Annotated in this window: 19 protein-coding genes; 11 read left to right on the top strand and 8 right to left on the bottom strand. The window is 68.1% G+C overall.

Translation table 11 applies throughout. The features are described from left to right. Positions 1-66: 66 nt before the first annotated feature. The 5 genes from ACFQ2S_RS01840 (at position 67) to ACFQ2S_RS01820 (ending at position 6,273) form a co-directional block, all read left to right on the top strand. Positions 67-654 (top strand): uracil-DNA glycosylase family protein, encoded by a 588-nt coding sequence (locus ACFQ2S_RS01840; protein WP_386072223.1) that lies wholly within the window; start codon positions 67-69, stop codon positions 652-654. Then, positions 651-1,445, top strand: coding sequence for an SseB family protein (locus ACFQ2S_RS01835; RefSeq protein ID WP_386072222.1), 795 nt, complete (start codon positions 651-653; stop codon positions 1,443-1,445). The genes ACFQ2S_RS01840 and ACFQ2S_RS01835 overlap by 4 nt, the downstream gene beginning before the upstream one ends. Before the next feature lie 224 nt (positions 1,446-1,669). Beyond that, positions 1,670-3,445 (top strand): aspartate--tRNA ligase, encoded by a 1,776-nt coding sequence (gene aspS, locus ACFQ2S_RS01830; RefSeq protein WP_386072220.1) that lies wholly within the window; start codon positions 1,670-1,672, stop codon positions 3,443-3,445. A gap of 203 nt (positions 3,446-3,648) precedes the next feature. Next, on the top strand, positions 3,649-5,022 hold the full coding sequence (locus tag ACFQ2S_RS01825; RefSeq protein ID WP_386072218.1) for a DUF1800 domain-containing protein: 1,374 nt from the start codon (positions 3,649-3,651) through the stop codon (positions 5,020-5,022). A 9-nt stretch (positions 5,023-5,031) separates the two neighbouring features. Further along, positions 5,032-6,273 carry a DUF1501 domain-containing protein gene (locus ACFQ2S_RS01820; RefSeq protein ID WP_386072216.1) on the top strand — a complete coding sequence of 414 codons (1,242 nt, stop codon included), beginning with the start codon at positions 5,032-5,034 and terminating at the stop codon, positions 6,271-6,273. 49 nt (positions 6,274-6,322) lie between these two features. Here ACFQ2S_RS01820 and ACFQ2S_RS01815 read toward each other — a convergent pair whose 3' ends face one another. After that, positions 6,323-7,042 carry a response regulator gene (locus ACFQ2S_RS01815; protein ID WP_386072215.1) on the bottom strand — a complete coding sequence of 240 codons (720 nt, stop codon included), beginning with the start codon at positions 7,040-7,042 and terminating at the stop codon, positions 6,323-6,325. Positions 7,043-7,189: 147 nt separating this feature from the next. On the opposite strand from ACFQ2S_RS01815, the gene mce reads away from it, so the two are divergent. From mce to ACFQ2S_RS01800, 3 genes are read left to right on the top strand one after another with little or no spacing between them, the layout of a single operon-like run. Further along, on the top strand, positions 7,190-7,594 hold the full coding sequence (mce, locus tag ACFQ2S_RS01810) for a methylmalonyl-CoA epimerase (RefSeq protein WP_089232157.1): 405 nt from the start codon (positions 7,190-7,192) through the stop codon (positions 7,592-7,594). Between the two features lie 3 nt (positions 7,595-7,597). Further along, complete coding sequence (locus ACFQ2S_RS01805; RefSeq protein WP_386072213.1) at positions 7,598-7,897, top strand: DUF1467 family protein; 300 nt, start codon at positions 7,598-7,600, stop codon at positions 7,895-7,897. 20 nt (positions 7,898-7,917) lie between these two features. Next, positions 7,918-8,160 (top strand): DUF333 domain-containing protein, encoded by a 243-nt coding sequence (locus ACFQ2S_RS01800; RefSeq protein WP_386072211.1) that lies wholly within the window; start codon positions 7,918-7,920, stop codon positions 8,158-8,160. On the opposite strand, the gene ACFQ2S_RS01795 is transcribed toward ACFQ2S_RS01800, so the two are convergent. From ACFQ2S_RS01795 to ACFQ2S_RS01785, 3 genes are read right to left on the bottom strand one after another with little or no spacing between them, the layout of a single operon-like run. Then, positions 8,153-8,857, bottom strand: a complete 705-nt coding sequence (locus tag ACFQ2S_RS01795; protein ID WP_386072209.1) for an EI24 domain-containing protein — start codon at positions 8,855-8,857, stop codon at positions 8,153-8,155. The genes ACFQ2S_RS01800 and ACFQ2S_RS01795 overlap by 8 nt on opposite strands. Continuing rightward, complete coding sequence (locus ACFQ2S_RS01790) at positions 8,854-9,432, bottom strand: nitroreductase family protein (protein ID WP_386072208.1); 579 nt, start codon at positions 9,430-9,432, stop codon at positions 8,854-8,856. The genes ACFQ2S_RS01795 and ACFQ2S_RS01790 overlap by 4 nt, the downstream gene beginning before the upstream one ends. A 32-nt stretch (positions 9,433-9,464) precedes the next feature. Further along, entirely contained in the window at positions 9,465-10,571 is a 1,107-nt protein-coding gene (locus tag ACFQ2S_RS01785; RefSeq protein WP_386072206.1) for a class II histone deacetylase, read from the bottom strand. A gap of 62 nt (positions 10,572-10,633) precedes the next feature. Between ACFQ2S_RS01785 and ACFQ2S_RS01780 the strand changes: the two genes are divergently transcribed. Continuing rightward, the gene (locus ACFQ2S_RS01780) at positions 10,634-10,891 is read left to right on the top strand and encodes a DUF167 domain-containing protein (RefSeq protein ID WP_386072204.1); all 258 of its coding nucleotides are present in this window, start codon (positions 10,634-10,636) and stop codon (positions 10,889-10,891) included. A 96-nt stretch (positions 10,892-10,987) separates the two neighbouring features. On the opposite strand, the gene ACFQ2S_RS01775 is transcribed toward ACFQ2S_RS01780, so the two are convergent. The 4 genes from ACFQ2S_RS01775 to ACFQ2S_RS01760 all read right to left on the bottom strand — a co-directional run bounded on the left by ACFQ2S_RS01775 (position 10,988) and on the right by ACFQ2S_RS01760 (position 13,597). Next, complete coding sequence (locus ACFQ2S_RS01775) at positions 10,988-12,061, bottom strand: 5-(carboxyamino)imidazole ribonucleotide synthase (protein ID WP_386072202.1); 1,074 nt, start codon at positions 12,059-12,061, stop codon at positions 10,988-10,990. Then, positions 12,061-12,819, bottom strand: coding sequence for an NAD(P)-binding domain-containing protein (locus ACFQ2S_RS01770; protein ID WP_386072200.1), 759 nt, complete (start codon positions 12,817-12,819; stop codon positions 12,061-12,063). Before ACFQ2S_RS01770 ends, ACFQ2S_RS01775 begins: the two co-directional genes overlap by 1 nt. Continuing rightward, positions 12,816-13,310, bottom strand: a complete 495-nt coding sequence (gene purE / locus ACFQ2S_RS01765; protein ID WP_386072198.1) for a 5-(carboxyamino)imidazole ribonucleotide mutase — start codon at positions 13,308-13,310, stop codon at positions 12,816-12,818. The genes ACFQ2S_RS01770 and purE overlap by 4 nt, the downstream gene beginning before the upstream one ends. Positions 13,311-13,378: 68 nt before the next feature. Continuing rightward, a complete protein-coding gene (locus tag ACFQ2S_RS01760) occupies positions 13,379-13,597 on the bottom strand; it encodes a YdcH family protein (protein WP_089232147.1) in 219 nt (72 codons plus the stop codon). A 167-nt stretch (positions 13,598-13,764) separates the two neighbouring features. On the opposite strand from ACFQ2S_RS01760, the gene ACFQ2S_RS01755 reads away from it, so the two are divergent. Both ACFQ2S_RS01755 and ACFQ2S_RS01750 read left to right on the top strand, forming a co-directional pair. Further along, positions 13,765-14,178, top strand: a complete 414-nt coding sequence (locus ACFQ2S_RS01755) for an Hsp20 family protein (protein ID WP_089232146.1) — start codon at positions 13,765-13,767, stop codon at positions 14,176-14,178. Between the two features lie 10 nt (positions 14,179-14,188). Beyond that, positions 14,189-14,425 (top strand): DUF1150 family protein, encoded by a 237-nt coding sequence (locus tag ACFQ2S_RS01750; RefSeq protein WP_386072196.1) that lies wholly within the window; start codon positions 14,189-14,191, stop codon positions 14,423-14,425. The last annotated feature ends 5 nt before the right edge of the window (positions 14,426-14,430 follow it).

Raw genomic sequence — 14,430 nt, 5'->3', positions numbered from 1 at the left:
ATTTCTAGAAATATCGCAATGGCGGATTTGCATGATCTCCGGACCGGCACCAGATACCCTCGCAGAATGGAAGATCTGCCCGCCCGCATATCCGCCTGCCGCCTCTGCGCCGAGCGCTTTGCCGCCACCGAGACGGCTCATGCGCCGCGGCCGGTGGTGTGGTTCCGCCCCGGCGCGCGACTGCTGATCGTGGGGCAGGCGCCGGGCGCGCGGGTGCATGAGGCGGGCATACCGTTCCACGATCCCTCGGGCGATCGGCTGCGCGACTGGCTCGGGCTCGACCGCGACAGCTTCTACGACCGCGACCGGGTGGCGATCATGCCGATGGCCTTCTGTTTCCCCGGCTACCGCAAGGGTTCGGACCTGCCGCCGCCGCCGATCTGCGCGCGCACCTGGCGGGCCGAGGCGCTCCGCTGGTCTGGGCCGTTCCAGCTGACCATCGTCATCGGCGGTTATGCCCAGAAATACCACCTCGGCGCAGCGGCGGCCGGGGGCGTCACCCGGACGGTGGAGCGGTGGCGCGACCATGCGCCGGGGGTATTCCCCTTGCCCCATCCGTCCTGGCGCAATACGGCGTGGCTGAAGCGGAACCCCTGGTTCGAAACCGACCTGCTGCCGGTTCTGCGACGACAGGTGCAGGAGACGATGCGATGAACGACGAGGCGACCGCCCTCGACCGGGCCCACCAGGCGATGATAGCGAAGCCGGAGAGCGATGCCGCGCGGATGCGCTTCCATGAACGACTTGCCGATTCGGAGCTGTTCCTGCTGCTCGAGCGCGAGGCCGACGGCGAGAGCATCGAGCCCAAGGTGTTTCCGCTGGGGGTCGGGCCGGTGGTGCTGGTGTTCGACCGGGAGCTGCGGCTCGCGGAGTTCGTCGGCGCGGAGGCGGATTTTGCCGCGCTCTCGGGGCGTCACGTGGTGAAGATGCTGGCGGGGCAGGGGATCGGGCTCGGCGTGAACCTCGGGGTTCCGGCCTCCGAGACGATCCTTCCGGCCCAGGCCGTCGACTGGCTGGCCGACATGCTCGGGCATGGTCCGCAGGAGGCCGAGGAGCGCCCGCGCGAGGTCTCGGCGCCCCGGTCGGTGCCCGAGAGCCTGCTCAGCGGGCTCGACGCGAAGCTGGCCGTCGCCGCCGGCCTCGCGCGCCTCGCCTTCCTGGTTGCGGTGCAGTATGACAGCGGCCGCAACGGACACCTCCTCGCCTTTGTCGACACGGTGCCCGGCGCGGAACGGGCGCTGGCCTCCGCCGCGGGCGAGGCGCTGACCTTTTCCGGGCTGGAAGCCGGCGAGATGGACGTGGCCTTCATCGCGGCAAGCGACCCGCTTGCCGCGCGGCTGGCCAGGGTGGGGTTGCGTTTCGACCTGCCGGAACCGGCCCGGTCGGAAGTGACCGAGATCGCCCCGCCCGGAATGGACCCCGACGACCCGCCGAGCCTGCGCTGAGCACGCCGCCACTCGCGGCAACGGACGGGCTGTCGGCTCGATGATCGAGCGATCCGACAAGTGACCGACGGCTCCCGCCCGTCTTCAGGGCCTTGCGGCCCATCATCCTTTTGGGCCGGGCGCGCCTGCGGCGCGGGGGAAGGCGGTGCTGGCTCGGCTTGACATCCTCCGCCTCAAGGGGTGTATCGGCGCGGACCGAGATTTTCCGCCGAAAGGGCCCCGATATGCACGCCTATCGCAGCATGACCTGCGCCGACCTCACCCGCGCCAACGTGGGCGAAACCGTCCGTCTCTCCGGCTGGGTGCACCGGGTGCGCGACCATGGCGGCATCCTGTTCATCGACCTGCGCGACCATTACGGCGTGACGCAGGTGCTGGCCGACCCGGACAGCGCGGCCTTTTCCGAGGTCGAGAAGGTACGCTCCGAGTGGTGCATCCGGATCGATGGCGAGGTGAAGGCGCGCGATGACGCGCTGGTGAACCCCAAGATCCCGACTGGCGAGGTCGAGGTCTTCATCCGCGACATCGAGGTGCTGGGCGCCGCCGAGGAACTGCCGCTGATGGTCTTCGGCGATCAGGAATACCCGGAGGAGACCCGGCTGCGCTATCGCTACCTCGACCTGCGCCGCGAGAAGCTGCAGGACAACATGAAGCTGCGCTCCGACGTGGTGGCCTCGATGCGCCGCCGCATGTGGGACAAGGGCTTCCGCGAATACCAGACACCGATCATCACCGCCTCCAGCCCCGAGGGTGCGCGCGACTTCCTCGTGCCCTCGCGCCTGCACCCGGGCAAGTTCTACGCCCTGCCGCAGGCGCCGCAGCAGTTCAAGCAGCTGATGATGGTCGCGGGCTTCGACCGTTATTTCCAGATCGCCCCCTGTTTCCGCGACGAAGACCCGCGCGCCGACCGCTCGCCGACCGACTTCTACCAGCTCGACATGGAGATGAGCTTCGTCACCCAGCAGGACGTGTTCGACACGATCCAGCCGGTGCTGACCGACGTCTTCGAAGAGTTCGGCAAGGGCGCCAAGGTCGACAAGCACTGGCCGCAGATCTCCTACCGTGACGCGGCGCTGTGGTACGGCACCGACAAGCCGGACCTGCGCAACCCGATCAAGATGCAGGACGTCTCGGAGCATTTCCGCGGCTCCGGTTTCGCGATCTTCGCCAAGCTGCTCGAGCAGGACGGCACCGAGATCCGGGCGATCCCGGCGCCCACCGGTGGCTCGCGCAAGTTCTGCGACCGGATGAACAAGTTCGCCCAGCAGGAAGGGCTGCCCGGCATGGGCTATATCTTCTGGCGCGATGGCGAGAACGGCATGGAAGCCGCGGGCCCGCTGGCCAAGAACATCGGCCCCGAACGCACCGAGGCGATCCGCCAGCAGCTCGGCCTGGGCAAGGGCGACGCGGCCTTCTTCCTTGGCGGCAAGTCGGAGGCCTTCCAGAAGGTTGCCGGCAAGGCGCGCGACGTGATCGGCGACGAGCTCGGGCTGACCGACAAGGACCGCTTCGCCTTCTGCTGGGTCGTGGACTTCCCGATCTACGAGAAGGACGAGGAGACCGGCGAGATCGATTTCGAGCACAACCCGTTCTCGATGCCGCAGGGCGGGCTGGAGGCGCTGGAAGGCGATCCGCTGAAGGTGCTGGGCTACCAATACGACTGCGCCTGCAACGGCTACGAGATCCTTTCGGGGGCGATCCGGAACCACAAGCCGGAGATCATGTTCAAGGCCTTCGAGATCGCTGGCTACCCGAAGGAAGAGGTGATCAAGCGCTTTGGCGGCATGGTCAACGCCTTCCGCTTCGGCGCCCCGCCGCACGGTGGCTGCGCGGCCGGGATCGACCGGATCGTCATGCTGCTCGCCGACGAGGCCAATATCCGCGAGGTCATCATGTTCCCGATGAACCAGCGCGCCGAAGACCTGATGATGGGCGCGCCCTCGCTGCCCACCAACGAACAGCTTCGCGAACTGTCGCTGCGGGTGATCGAGAAGGAATGATACAGCCTTGAACGGCACCGCCGCCGCGCCCGGGCCACCGCCCGGGCGTTTCCTTGTCCGGGCCTCTCCGGGCATGGACCTGCGGCGGAAAACGGCGCAACTGCATGCCTCGTGCGCCGCGTTGCTCGCAATGCTATTGAATATCCGGGACCTGCACCCCTCATTGACTGCATGATGGGGCGATCATCGTCGCGGAGGCATTCTTGACACTCGATCCTAACCTTGCCGCGATCCGCTTCGGCACCGGGCGGTCGCCGCGTATCCCGGACCCGCCAGGCGCAGACGCCATGCTGGCGGCGCTTGCCGGCCCGGACCGGATGGCTGCCGCCTATCCGATCCCGGCCTTCACCTCGCTCTTTCCGGCGATCGCGGAGATCAAGCAGGTCAACGACCGACGGCGTGCCGGCACCGCCAGCGAGGCGGACCTCGACCGCAAGTCGACGCTGCGCCGCGAACTTCAGGCCCGGCAGTGGGACCTGACGCGCCAGACGCTGGCGCGCGGGCTGGACACCGACGACGGCCTGCGCGAGCGGCTGACCTGGTTCTGGGCCGATCATTTCACGGTCCTGGGGAAGAGCACCGATACCCGCGCGGGTGTGTCGATCTTTGCCGAGGAGGCGATCCGTCCACATGTTGCCGGGCGGTTCTCGGACATGCTGCGCGCGGTGGTGAAGCACCCGATGATGCTGCTCTATCTCGACCAGAGCGCCTCCGTCGGTCCGAACTCCGCTTTCGCGAGGACAAGGCCAGCCCGCGGGCTGAACGAGAACCTCGCCCGCGAGGTGCTGGAGCTGCACACGCTGGGCGTCGGGGGCAGCTACGGGCAAGACGACGTGCGTGAACTGGCGGAGCTCTTTGCCGGGCTGACCGGGAACGCGATCAACGGGTTTTCCTTCAACGAGAACCGCGGCGAGCCCGGGCCGGAGACCGTGCTGGGGCGGAACTACGGGCGGCGCAAGCCGAAGCTGGAGGACGTGGAACAGGTGCTCGACGATCTCGCCGTGCACCCCGATACCGCGCGTCACATCGCGCGCAAGCTGGCTGTTCACTTCGTCTCGGATCAGCCGGATGCCGAGCTGGTCGCTGCGCTGGAAGCGGCCTTCCTCGAGACCGGTGGCGACCTCGGTGCGGTGACCGGCACCCTGCTGGCCCATCCCTCCGCCACCCAGCCGCGCCTTCAGAAAGCGAAGCAACCCACTGATTTCATTGTCTCAAGCCTGCGTGCACTCGGTATGACGGGGCAGGAGATGGCGGAGATGGATCCCAAGGCGTTCAAGCGGCTCGTCCTGCGCCCGCTGGAGATGATGGGACAGCCCTGGCAGAACCCGTCCGGCCCCGACGGCTGGCCCGAGGAGGCGGAGGCATGGATCACGCCGCAGGGGCTCGCGGTTCGGATCACCTGGGCCATGGGGCTGCAGCGCCATTTCGGCGGCGACATGCCCGACCCGCGCGCCTTCGTCGCGACGGCCCTTGGCGACATGGCGTCCGAACAACTGGTCTTTGCGGCCGGAGCCGCCGAGACCCGCGGGGACGGGGTGGGGATTGTCCTCGCCTCCCCGGAATTCCAACGCCGCTAGGAGCGCGCCATGACACGCAAAGCGACCTTCGACCGCCGTCGTTTCCTGCTGACCGGGGCGGCGCTCGGCTGCACCGCCGCGGCCAGCCCGTTCATGACGCCGGTGTCGCTCGCGGCGGCGCCGTGGGACATGCGGCTCGTCGTGATCATCCTGCGCGGCGGGATGGACGGACTCGATGTGGTGCAGCCCTACGGCGATCCGGCTTTTGCCGGCCTCAGGGGCAACGCGCTCAAGGTCGGCGAGGCGGCCGGCGCGGCGGATCTCGACGGGTTCTTCGCGCTTCATTCGGCCCTTGCGCCGTTGATGCCGCTCTGGGCGGCGGGCGAACTCTCCTTCGCCCATGCGGTTTCCACGCCCTACCGCGACAAGCGCAGCCATTTCGACGGGCAGGACCTGCTGGAAGCCGGCACCGCCGATGTGCCCGGCGGCGAGGTTGGGCGCGACGGTTGGCTGAACCGCATGTTGCAGGCGGTGCCAGGGCTGGAGCCGGAAACTGCCTATGCGATCGGGCGCGAGGACCTGCTGATCCTGAAGGGCGCGGCGCCGGTCGCCAACTGGGCGCCCGGGACCAGGCTTGCGCTCTCGCCGCAGGCGGAGCTGCTCCTGAACCGGATCTACGAGCAGGATCCGCTGTTCCACGCGGCCTCCGAGGAGGCCTTGCGGCTGACCGGCGAGCTTGCGGCTGCCGGCTCGCTGGAGGACGCCGGGCCGGACATGGCGGCGATGCAATCGATGATGGAGGCTGCCACGACCGGCGGCGGGCATCTGCGCGTGGCCGAGTTCGCGGTCAACCGCCTACGCGCCGACACCCGGGTCGCGGCCTTTTCGATCAACGGCTGGGACACCCACAGGGGCCAGTCGCAGGGCCTTGGCCGGGCTTTGGCGCAACTCTCCGACACGATCCTGGCGCTCAAGCTCGGCCTCGGGCCGGTCTGGGGCAAGACCGCGGTACTCGCGATGACCGAATTCGGCCGTACCGCGCGCGAGAACGGCACCGGCGGCACCGACCACGGCACCGGCGGCGCGATGTTGATGGCAGGCGGCGCGGTGCGAGGCGGGCTCGTCCATCGGGACTGGCCGGGGCTGGGGGAGGGCGATCTTTATGCCGGGCGCGACCTGATGCCGACGGCCGATGTCCGAAGCTACGCGGCAGCGGCGATGCGCGAACTTCTGGGCCTCGATCGCGCGACCCTCGAGGGCGCGATCTTTCCCGGTCTGGACATGGGCGGGATCGGCAAAGTGATCCTCTGACGCGGAGACCGGCGAACGCCGGGTCCGGTGCGGCCTATGAACTGGCGGCTCAGAACGCGCCGGTGCCGGTCATCCGCATTTCGACGAGGCTGGTGACTTCCGCCAACGCGGCCCGCGCGTTGGGATCCGGCTGCGAGGCCCAGGCCAGCCGGTTCGCCGCGCGGGCCAGCTTGTCGTCGGAGGCGCTGAAGGCCACCGAGCAGAGGAACTGGCGCACATAGTCGAACTTCTGCCGGGTCATGGGCGAGGCGAGGATCTCGGCCACGTGGCTGAGATCGTCCCGCAAAGCCAGCGGATCGGGCGTGACCCGCTCGGCGGAGACCAGGCGCATGCAATTGGGTGCGACCGATCCGGGATAGTTCGACAGGATGGCCTGCTGAAACACTGCCAGGCTGGTGATCGGCTTCTGCAGAAACCCGTGCGCGCCGGCCGCGATGGCGACCGCTTCGGCGGCGTCGTCGCCGCTGGTGCCGAGCAGCACAGGCACCGGCTGGTCCGATTGCGCGATCTCCCGGATCAGCGTGGCGCCTGAGCCGTCGGGGAGCCCGAGATCGACGATCACCGCCGAGGGCCGATAGACGGCGAGATGCCGGTGCGCCGAGGCCAGGCAATCAGCACGACGAATGCGGGCGCCACTGCGCAGACACAATAGCCGCATCGCCTCGCTGGCGAAGCGGCTGTCTTCCACCACAAGAACGGTGAGCCCCTGCAGCGGCCGGTCGGCCGACGGCTTACGGGACGGGATCTCGATGCTGAGGTCGTCGGTCATGGCAGTTCCTTTCAACCTTTGAGTCGATTAAGGGCGATTCTGCCTAACGAGCGGTAAATGGACCCTGCGCCGCAGGCTGGCAGGGTTGCGGAGGGTGGGCCTGCGGAGCGATAAGGCGGCGCATATCCACTCAGGAGGAAGCTGATCATGATCGGTCGTCTCAACCACGTCGCCATCGCGGTACCGGATCTCGAAGCCGCGTCAGAGCAATACCGCAACACGCTCGGCGCCAAGGTCGGCGCGCCGCAGGACGAGCCGGACCACGGCGTGACGGTGGTGTTCATCGAACTGCCCAACACCAAGGTCGAGCTGCTCTACCCGCTGGGCGAGAACTCCCCGATCGCCGGCTTCCTCGAAAAGAACCCCTCGGGCGGCATCCACCACATGTGCTACGAGGTCGAGGACATCATCGCCGCCCGCGACAAGCTCAAGGCGCAGGGCGCACGCGTGCTCGGCAATGGCGAACCGAAGATCGGCGCCCACAAGAAGCCCGTGCTGTTCCTGCACCCGAAGGACTTCAACGGCTGCCTGATCGAACTGGAGCAGGTCTGATCCATGGCAATCACCTCCGCCCTTGTTCTGTTGGCCGTGATCTGGTTCATGGTCTTCTTCATCGTCTTGCCGCTCAGGCTTCAGACGCAGCACGAGGCCGGGGATGTGGCGCCAGGTACCCCGCGCTCGGCCCCGACCAACCCGAACCTCAAGCGAAAGGCTCGGCTCGTCACGGCGATCACGCTGCCGCTCTGGGCCATCACCTGCGCCATCATCCTCACCGGAACCATAACGGTCGACGACTTCGACCTGTTCCACCGGTTCGGGCCGGGGTCGGGCGCATCCGCATCCGGGGAGCAGTGAGTTGTCCGGGGAGCAGTGAGTTGAACGATCCGACCGCCTTATCCGTCGCCGGCCTGCTGGCCCTTGCCGCAGCGGGCGCACAGGCCAACACCACCGCGGCCGCGCACCCGGCGGCCACGTTCTGCATCGAGAGCGGGGGGCAATACGTGATCGAGACCGAGGCCGACGGTCAGCGCGGCTATTGCGTGCTGACCGACGGCACCCGGGTCGACGCCTGGGACTATTTCCGGGAGAACTGGGACAAGGCGCCCGCCGCTAACTGACGCGGGCGTCCTGCGGCTCCAGCCGGTGGTAGAGATGCGTGAAGGTCGCTGCGCCGAGGATCGGCACGAAGAGGTTGATCACCGGCAAAGATAGCGGAATTGCCATCAGGCCGCCGGCGAGCCAGATCTCCGGCATGTGCCGCCGGCGCGCGGCAATCGCCCCTTGGCGGCCGACCCGACGCATGGCGACGAGTTGGAAGTATTCCCGTCCGAGCAGGAAGCCGTTGACCGCCCAGAAGAGGACCGGCGCAAACGGCCCGACTAAGAAATACAGGATCAGGGCAAGCAGGTTCACCGCAATGATCACCCCGAGGAAATTGACCGTGTCCTTGAGCGCCTCGCCCATCGGGACCGGCGTGGCCGGGGGCAGATGAGGATAAAATCGGGCCTCCACTGCCTCGGCGACTTGTTCGAGGAAGAGACCGGTGAAGGCCGACGCCACGGGCACCATCAGGAAGACCGAGGCCACCAGCATCACCAGCACCGCCGCGCCTGAGGCGATGCCGCCGGCGAAGTCGATGGTGAGTCCGAAGAGCGTGAAGCTCTCCGGCACGAGCCAGCCCGCGAGCCAGGCAAAGAGCCGGGTCGCGCCGATCAGAAGGGCGAGGGTCAGGCCCAGGCCGAGGAGCAGGACGCGCAGGAAGCGCGGGTCCGGGATCTGGCCGACCGCGCGTGCGAAATCGCCGAGGATCCTCATTTACGCTGCCATTCCGTGATCGCGTCCAGGTTCGGGCGCGGTCGCTCCGGCGGGGCGCTGGTCTCGGTGCCGATGTGGATGAAGCCCGCGACGAACTCATGGCTGCGCAGCCCCAGTCCGGTCTCGACGAAGGGCCGGTCGAAGGCCGCCCAGCCGGTCAGCCAGTTGGCGCCCCATCCGGCGGCGAGGGCGGCGGAGAGCAGGCCATAGCAGGCGGCGCCGGCCGAAAGGATCTGTTCGATCTCGGGCACCGCGTCATTGTCCTGCGGCACACCGATCACGGCGACGACGAGATCGGCATCGGCGAACTGGCGGACCATCTTCTCGGCGGTCTCCGGCGCGATGCCGAGGGCCTTTGCGCGGTCAGGCACCATCAGCGCTAGTCGTTCCAGCGCCGGCTTCTCCAGCACGATGAAACGCCAGGGCTCCAGCTTCTTGTGGTCGGGCGTGCGGGCGGCGACCGTGAGCAGGGTGCGTAGTGCGGCCTCGTCCGGCACCGGCGTTCGCAGGGTCTTGGCCGGGCGGGAGCGCCGGGTCAGAAGGAAATCGAGGGCGGCTTGGTTCGGGTCCGGCATGGGGCCTCCGTTGGATCGGGCTTTGCCCCTTCCTATCCTTGCCGGAACACTTCCTCCAGATCCGAGATCAGCCCCTCGACCATCCGGTCATGCCGCGGTCCAGGTTGGCGCGCGGCGACGGTCTCGGCCAGCGGGTCGGGGGCCGCCACGGGGGCGTCGGACAACGCCTCGAGCACGGCGTGGCCGCAAAACGGGACGTAAACCTCCGAGTAGCCGCCCTCGTGGACCAGCACGAGCCGCCCGTCGCAGAGGTCGTCCGCCGCCGCGCGCAGGCGCTGCGTCATGGCGCGAAAGGTTTCGGCGCTGGCGAGCATCCGCGACAACGGGTCGACGGCAGAGGCATCGAACCCGCAGGCGACGACGATCGCGTCGGGCTCGAACGCCTCCAGCGCCGGCAGCACCAGGCGGTCGATGGCCTGCAGATGGCCGCGGTGCCCCGTGCCCGGCGGCAGCGGGATGTTCATGTTGGCGCCCAGCCCGGCGCCGGCGCCACGGTCTTCCGCGTCGCCGGTGTCGAGCGGATAGTTGCGCTCCTGGTGCAGCGAGATCGTCAGCACCTCCGCCCGGTCGTAGAAGATCGCCTCCGTGCCGTTGCCGTGGTGCACGTCCCAGTCGACCACGGCGATCCGCCCGGCAAGCCCCTGATCCAGCGCCGATTCGATCGCGATAGCGATGTTGGCCAGCAGGCAGAAGCCATTGGGGAACTCTGGCAGGCAATGGTGACCGGGCGGACGCGAGAGCGCATAGGCATTCTCGACCTCCCCGCGCAGCACGGCGACCAACGCGTCGCGGGCGAGTCCGGCCGAGAGCGCAGCGATCTCGTAGCCGCCTCGTCCAAATGGTGTACGAAGCCCGATCTCGCCGCCGCCACTGTCGGAGAGGGCCTTGAACTCGGAGAGGTAGGAATGCGGGTGGACCCGCGCCAGTTCAGCCTCGCTGGCGGGCTCGGCGCCGCGCATGGCGAGATGCCGGTCCATCCCGGTCACCCGCATCAGGTTCACCAGCCGGCGTTTGGTCTCGGGGTTCTCGGGAAGCCCGCCCATTGTCGGCTGCACCAGCCCGCCGACGGGCAGGGTCAGGGCGTAGTTGCCGCCAGAGTGCCAGAAACAGCGTTCATCCCAGAAAAAGCCCGTCCGCATCCGTGGTTCTCCCTGCCTGCCCGGGCTAGCCTAGGGGGGCGGGCCAGGAACGGAAAGAGGCGATGGCAAAGGCGGATCTGTCGGAATTTGCGGAGCCCGGGGCGGAGATCGCCGTGCGGGTGACGCCCAGGGCATCGCGAAATGCCGTCGAGGCAGGGCCCGAGGGGCTCCGGGTGCTGGTCACGAGTGTTCCCGAGGGCGGCAAGGCCAATGCCGCCGTGCAGAAGCTGCTCGCCCGCGCGCTCGGCGTGCCGAAATCGAGCCTGACCCTGGTGCGCGGCGCCAAGGCGCGGGACAAGGTGTTTCGCTACGATCCGTGAGCGGCGGGCCTTGGCGGAGAGGTGGCGGCGGGGCTCCAGGGGGCGCGCTCGAGGCGGCGTGTTCCGCTCGAGGATGTTTTCCGAACAGATGACGGGTCAGTCGGTCTTCGGAGAAACGTGGTTCGCGTGGCCCATCTTGCGGCCGGGACGGGTTTCCGCCTTGCCGTAGAGGTGCAGCGCGGTGGACGGTGTGGAGGCGAGCTCGGGCACGCGGTCCATGTCGTCGCCGATCAGGTTCTCCATGACGACGTCGGCATATCGGCTGCCGTCGCCAAGCGGCCAGCCTGCAACGGCACGGATATGCTGCTCGAACTGGTCGACGGCGCAGCCATTCTGGGTCCAGTGGCCGGAATTGTGCACCCGCGGGGCGATCTCGTTGACCACAAGGCCGGCCGGGGTGACGAAGAGCTCCACGCCGAGCACGCCGACGTAGTCCAGCGCATTCAGGATGCGGCCGGCCAGCAGCACCGCATCGGTGCGCAGCCGGGCCGGGATCGGGGCGGGCACGGTGGTCCGACGCAGGATGCCGCCCTCGTGCAGGTTCTGGCCGGGATCGAAACAGGCGACCTCGCCGGAGACGCCGCGGGCGGCGATGACCGAGATCTCCATGGAGAAGTCGACGAACCCTTCGAGCAGCGCCGGCGCGCCCTGCATCGCAGCGTAGGCCTCGGGGACATCGGTGGCGGCGGCGAGGCGGACCTGGCCCTTGCCGTCATATCCGAGGCGGCGGGTCTTGAGGATCGACGGGCACCCGAGCGCCTCCACGGCGCGCTGCAGGTCGTCCTCGCTTTCGACATTCCGGTAGGGCGCTGTGGCAAGCCCGAGGCCGCAGAGGAAGTCCTTCTCGTGCAGCCGGTCCTGGCTGACCGCAAGCGCCTTGCGATTCGGGCGGAGCGGCCGGAGCGCCTCGATGCGGTCGAGCGCCTCGGCGGGGACGTTCTCGAACTCGAAGGTCACCACGTCGACCGAGCGGGCAAAGGCTTCCAGCGCCTCCCCGTCCTCGTAGGGCGCGCGGGTGGTGTCCGCGGCGACATCCGCCGCCGGAGCCGCGCCGGGTTCGAAGATGTGGCTCCGGTATCCGAGACGCGCCGCCGCGACCGAGAGCATCCGGCCGAGCTGGCCGCCGCCGAGAACTCCGATGGTGGCGCCGGGGGGAAGGGGGGCTGTCATCAATCGCCGCTCAATCTGCTTCGGATCGCTTGTAGAGTTTCGGCCAGCGCCGCATGGGCGCCGCCGTTGGAGAGGCCCTGAACCATCTGCAGGCTGAGGGTGGCCTCGGTGGCCAGCGCGTCCCGCTCCTCGGCCAGCCGGCCGGCTCCGCCCTTGTCCATCGCGGCGAGGAAGCCGGTCATCATCTGGGTGGTGTAGAACTCGGCCGCGTCGGCGTCGCCGGTGCGGGCGCCGAGCCAGCCGGAGGCCGTCGCCATCAGGTCGAGCAGGCCGGGCACCATGGCGCAGATCGCGAAATGCGCGTCGAGGGCCGCCTCGCTGGCGACTGGCACGACCGGGTTCTCAGGTTCGAAGAGCGAGGCGAGCAGATCGGTGTCGCCATGGGCCGCCAGCGGGCAACCGCCCTTTTCGACGAAGCCGAGAGGGACCGTCTGCACGATGTCGCCAGCGGGGGCGCAGATCACCTGCAGCCGCTCCACGCCGATGCCGGCCATGACCGACACGATCATCTGCCCGGCGCGAAAGGTCAGCTCCGACAGCACGTCTTCGGCGATCTGCGGACGCAGGCAGAGAAAGACGATCTCGGACCGGTCGATCACACCCTGCGCGTCGCTCACGCCCACGCCGAGTTCGGCAGCCAGCGCCGCGGAGACCTCGGCATTCCGCTCGGTCACGACGATCTCGTGCCCCTTGGCAGCAAGGTGGCGCACCATCGGGGCCGCGATGTGACCCGTGCCGATGAATCCGATCGCGCTCACTCTTCCAGATCCTCCGGCGCCTCGGGGATCGACGCGGAGAGCGCGGCGCGCCAGGCCTCGAGCCGTTCGGCGAGGGCAGGGTCTTCGTTGGCGAGGATCGCGGCGGCCATCAGCCCGCCGTTTGCGGCGCCGGCCGCGCCGATTGCCATCGTGGCCACCGGAAAACCCTTGGGCATCTGGACGATGGAATAGAGCGAGTCGACGCCCGAAAGGGCGCGGGTCTGCACCGGCACGCCGATCACCGGCACGCGGGTCTTGGAGGCGACCATGCCCGGCAGGTGCGCCGCGCCGCCAGCGCCCGCGACGATCGCCTTCAGGCCCCGTTCGGCGGCGGACTTTCCATAGGCCCAGAGCCGGTCGGGCGTGCGGTGCGCGGATACGATCTTGGTCTCGAAGGGCACGCCAAGTTCCTCGAGGATCTTCGCGGCTTCCTTCATGGTGGGCCAGTCCGACTGGCTGCCCATGATGATTCCCACCTTCGGCTCCGGCATTTCGCCCTCCTGCTTTCGCGAGCGCGCACCATAGCAGCGCCGCGGGCAGGGGCAACGGCTGCGTGGCTTCAGGCGATGATGTCCGGGGTGATCTCGTCTTCGAGGACCGCGATCCGGTCCTTCAGCACGAGCTTCTGCTTCTTCAGCCGGCGGACGGTGAACGGATCGGCGGTGCCGGTCTCTTCGAGGGCGCGGATGGCGTCGTCGAGATCGCGGTGTTCCCGGACGAGAACCCGCAGCTTCACCCGCTTGACCTCGAGCGGATCCATTTCACTGGGAGCGTTCATCGGACCCTTCGTCAACTTTGCGCGATAACTCCCCGAATATAGGCGGGTTCGGGCGCTCGCGCAAAGCCCCAACCTTGCGCGGTGCCCGCGTCGCGCCCATATTCACCTTCGGGTGCCCGAACACGGGGCCCGTATTTGCATGGTCGCTTCATGAAAGGACGTGCCTGATGACCAAGACAGCCCTCGGTTCGCATCCCTTCCTGTTGGGATTCGAACAGTTGGAGCGCCTCGTCGAACGGACTGCGAAGTCTGGAAACGACGGCTATCCGCCCTACAACATCGAACAATCCGGCGAGCGGAACTATCGGATAACTCTTGCGGTTGCGGGATTCTCGGAGACCGACCTGTCGATCACCGTCGAAGACCGCCAGCTGGTGATCCGTGGCCGTCAGGCTGAAGAGGATGGCGAGCGCTTCTTCCTCCATCGCGGCATTGCCGCGCGTCAGTTCCAGCGCAGCTTCGTGCTGGCGGACGGTGTCGAGGTGAAGGGCGCGTCGATGGAAAACGGATTGCTGCATGTGGATCTGGAACATGCAGCGCCCGACACCGTTGTTCAGACAATCCAGATCAACCGGAACTGAGGAGGCAGACATGGATCACAAGCATCCGATCGGCGAATCGCAGACGACGAACGAAAGGCCGATCGTCTATGTCCGCCCCGTCGATCTCGACGATCTGCCGGAAGAACTGCGGCGCCAGGCCGAGGGCGTGAAGGACCTGTATGCGGTGCATGACGCCGAAGGGCAGCGCCTCGCCCTTGTAAGGGGTCGCAAACTCGCGTTCGTCCTCGCGCGTCAGAACGACCTGACCCCGGTGAACGTCCACTGACTGCC

The sequence above is a fragment of the Tropicimonas aquimaris genome (assembly GCF_042676185.1).
Classification (GTDB): Bacteria; Pseudomonadota; Alphaproteobacteria; order Rhodobacterales; family Rhodobacteraceae; genus Tropicimonas; species Tropicimonas aquimaris.
The sequence above is the reverse complement of the archived record's forward strand: the minus strand, read 5'-3'. Positions and strand labels throughout refer to the sequence as shown.

Coding starts and splice junctions, on each gene's coding strand:
- ACFQ2S_RS01815 (WP_386072215.1), bottom strand. CDS start 7,042: ATGACCGACGACCTCAGCATCGAGATCCCGTCCCGTAAGCCGTCGGCC.
- ACFQ2S_RS01795 (WP_386072209.1), bottom strand. CDS start 8,857: ATGAGGATCCTCGGCGATTTCGCACGCGCGGTCGGCCAGATCCCGGAC.
- purE (WP_386072198.1), bottom strand. CDS start 13,310: ATGCCGGAGCCGAAGGTGGGAATCATCATGGGCAGCCAGTCGGACTGG.
- ACFQ2S_RS01785 (WP_386072206.1), bottom strand. CDS start 10,571: ATGCGGACGGGCTTTTTCTGGGATGAACGCTGTTTCTGGCACTCTGGC.
- ACFQ2S_RS01775 (WP_386072202.1), bottom strand. CDS start 12,061: ATGACAGCCCCCCTTCCCCCCGGCGCCACCATCGGAGTTCTCGGCGGC.
- ACFQ2S_RS01780 (WP_386072204.1), top strand. CDS start 10,634: ATGGCAAAGGCGGATCTGTCGGAATTTGCGGAGCCCGGGGCGGAGATC.
- ACFQ2S_RS01805 (WP_386072213.1), top strand. CDS start 7,598: ATGGCAATCACCTCCGCCCTTGTTCTGTTGGCCGTGATCTGGTTCATG.
- ACFQ2S_RS01835 (WP_386072222.1), top strand. CDS start 651: ATGAACGACGAGGCGACCGCCCTCGACCGGGCCCACCAGGCGATGATA.
- ACFQ2S_RS01750 (WP_386072196.1), top strand. CDS start 14,189: ATGGATCACAAGCATCCGATCGGCGAATCGCAGACGACGAACGAAAGG.
- ACFQ2S_RS01755 (WP_089232146.1), top strand. CDS start 13,765: ATGACCAAGACAGCCCTCGGTTCGCATCCCTTCCTGTTGGGATTCGAA.
- mce (WP_089232157.1), top strand. CDS start 7,190: ATGATCGGTCGTCTCAACCACGTCGCCATCGCGGTACCGGATCTCGAA.
- ACFQ2S_RS01840 (WP_386072223.1), top strand. CDS start 67: ATGGAAGATCTGCCCGCCCGCATATCCGCCTGCCGCCTCTGCGCCGAG.
- ACFQ2S_RS01820 (WP_386072216.1), top strand. CDS start 5,032: ATGACACGCAAAGCGACCTTCGACCGCCGTCGTTTCCTGCTGACCGGG.
- aspS (WP_386072220.1), top strand. CDS start 1,670: ATGCACGCCTATCGCAGCATGACCTGCGCCGACCTCACCCGCGCCAAC.
- ACFQ2S_RS01760 (WP_089232147.1), bottom strand. CDS start 13,597: ATGAACGCTCCCAGTGAAATGGATCCGCTCGAGGTCAAGCGGGTGAAG.
- ACFQ2S_RS01790 (WP_386072208.1), bottom strand. CDS start 9,432: ATGCCGGACCCGAACCAAGCCGCCCTCGATTTCCTTCTGACCCGGCGC.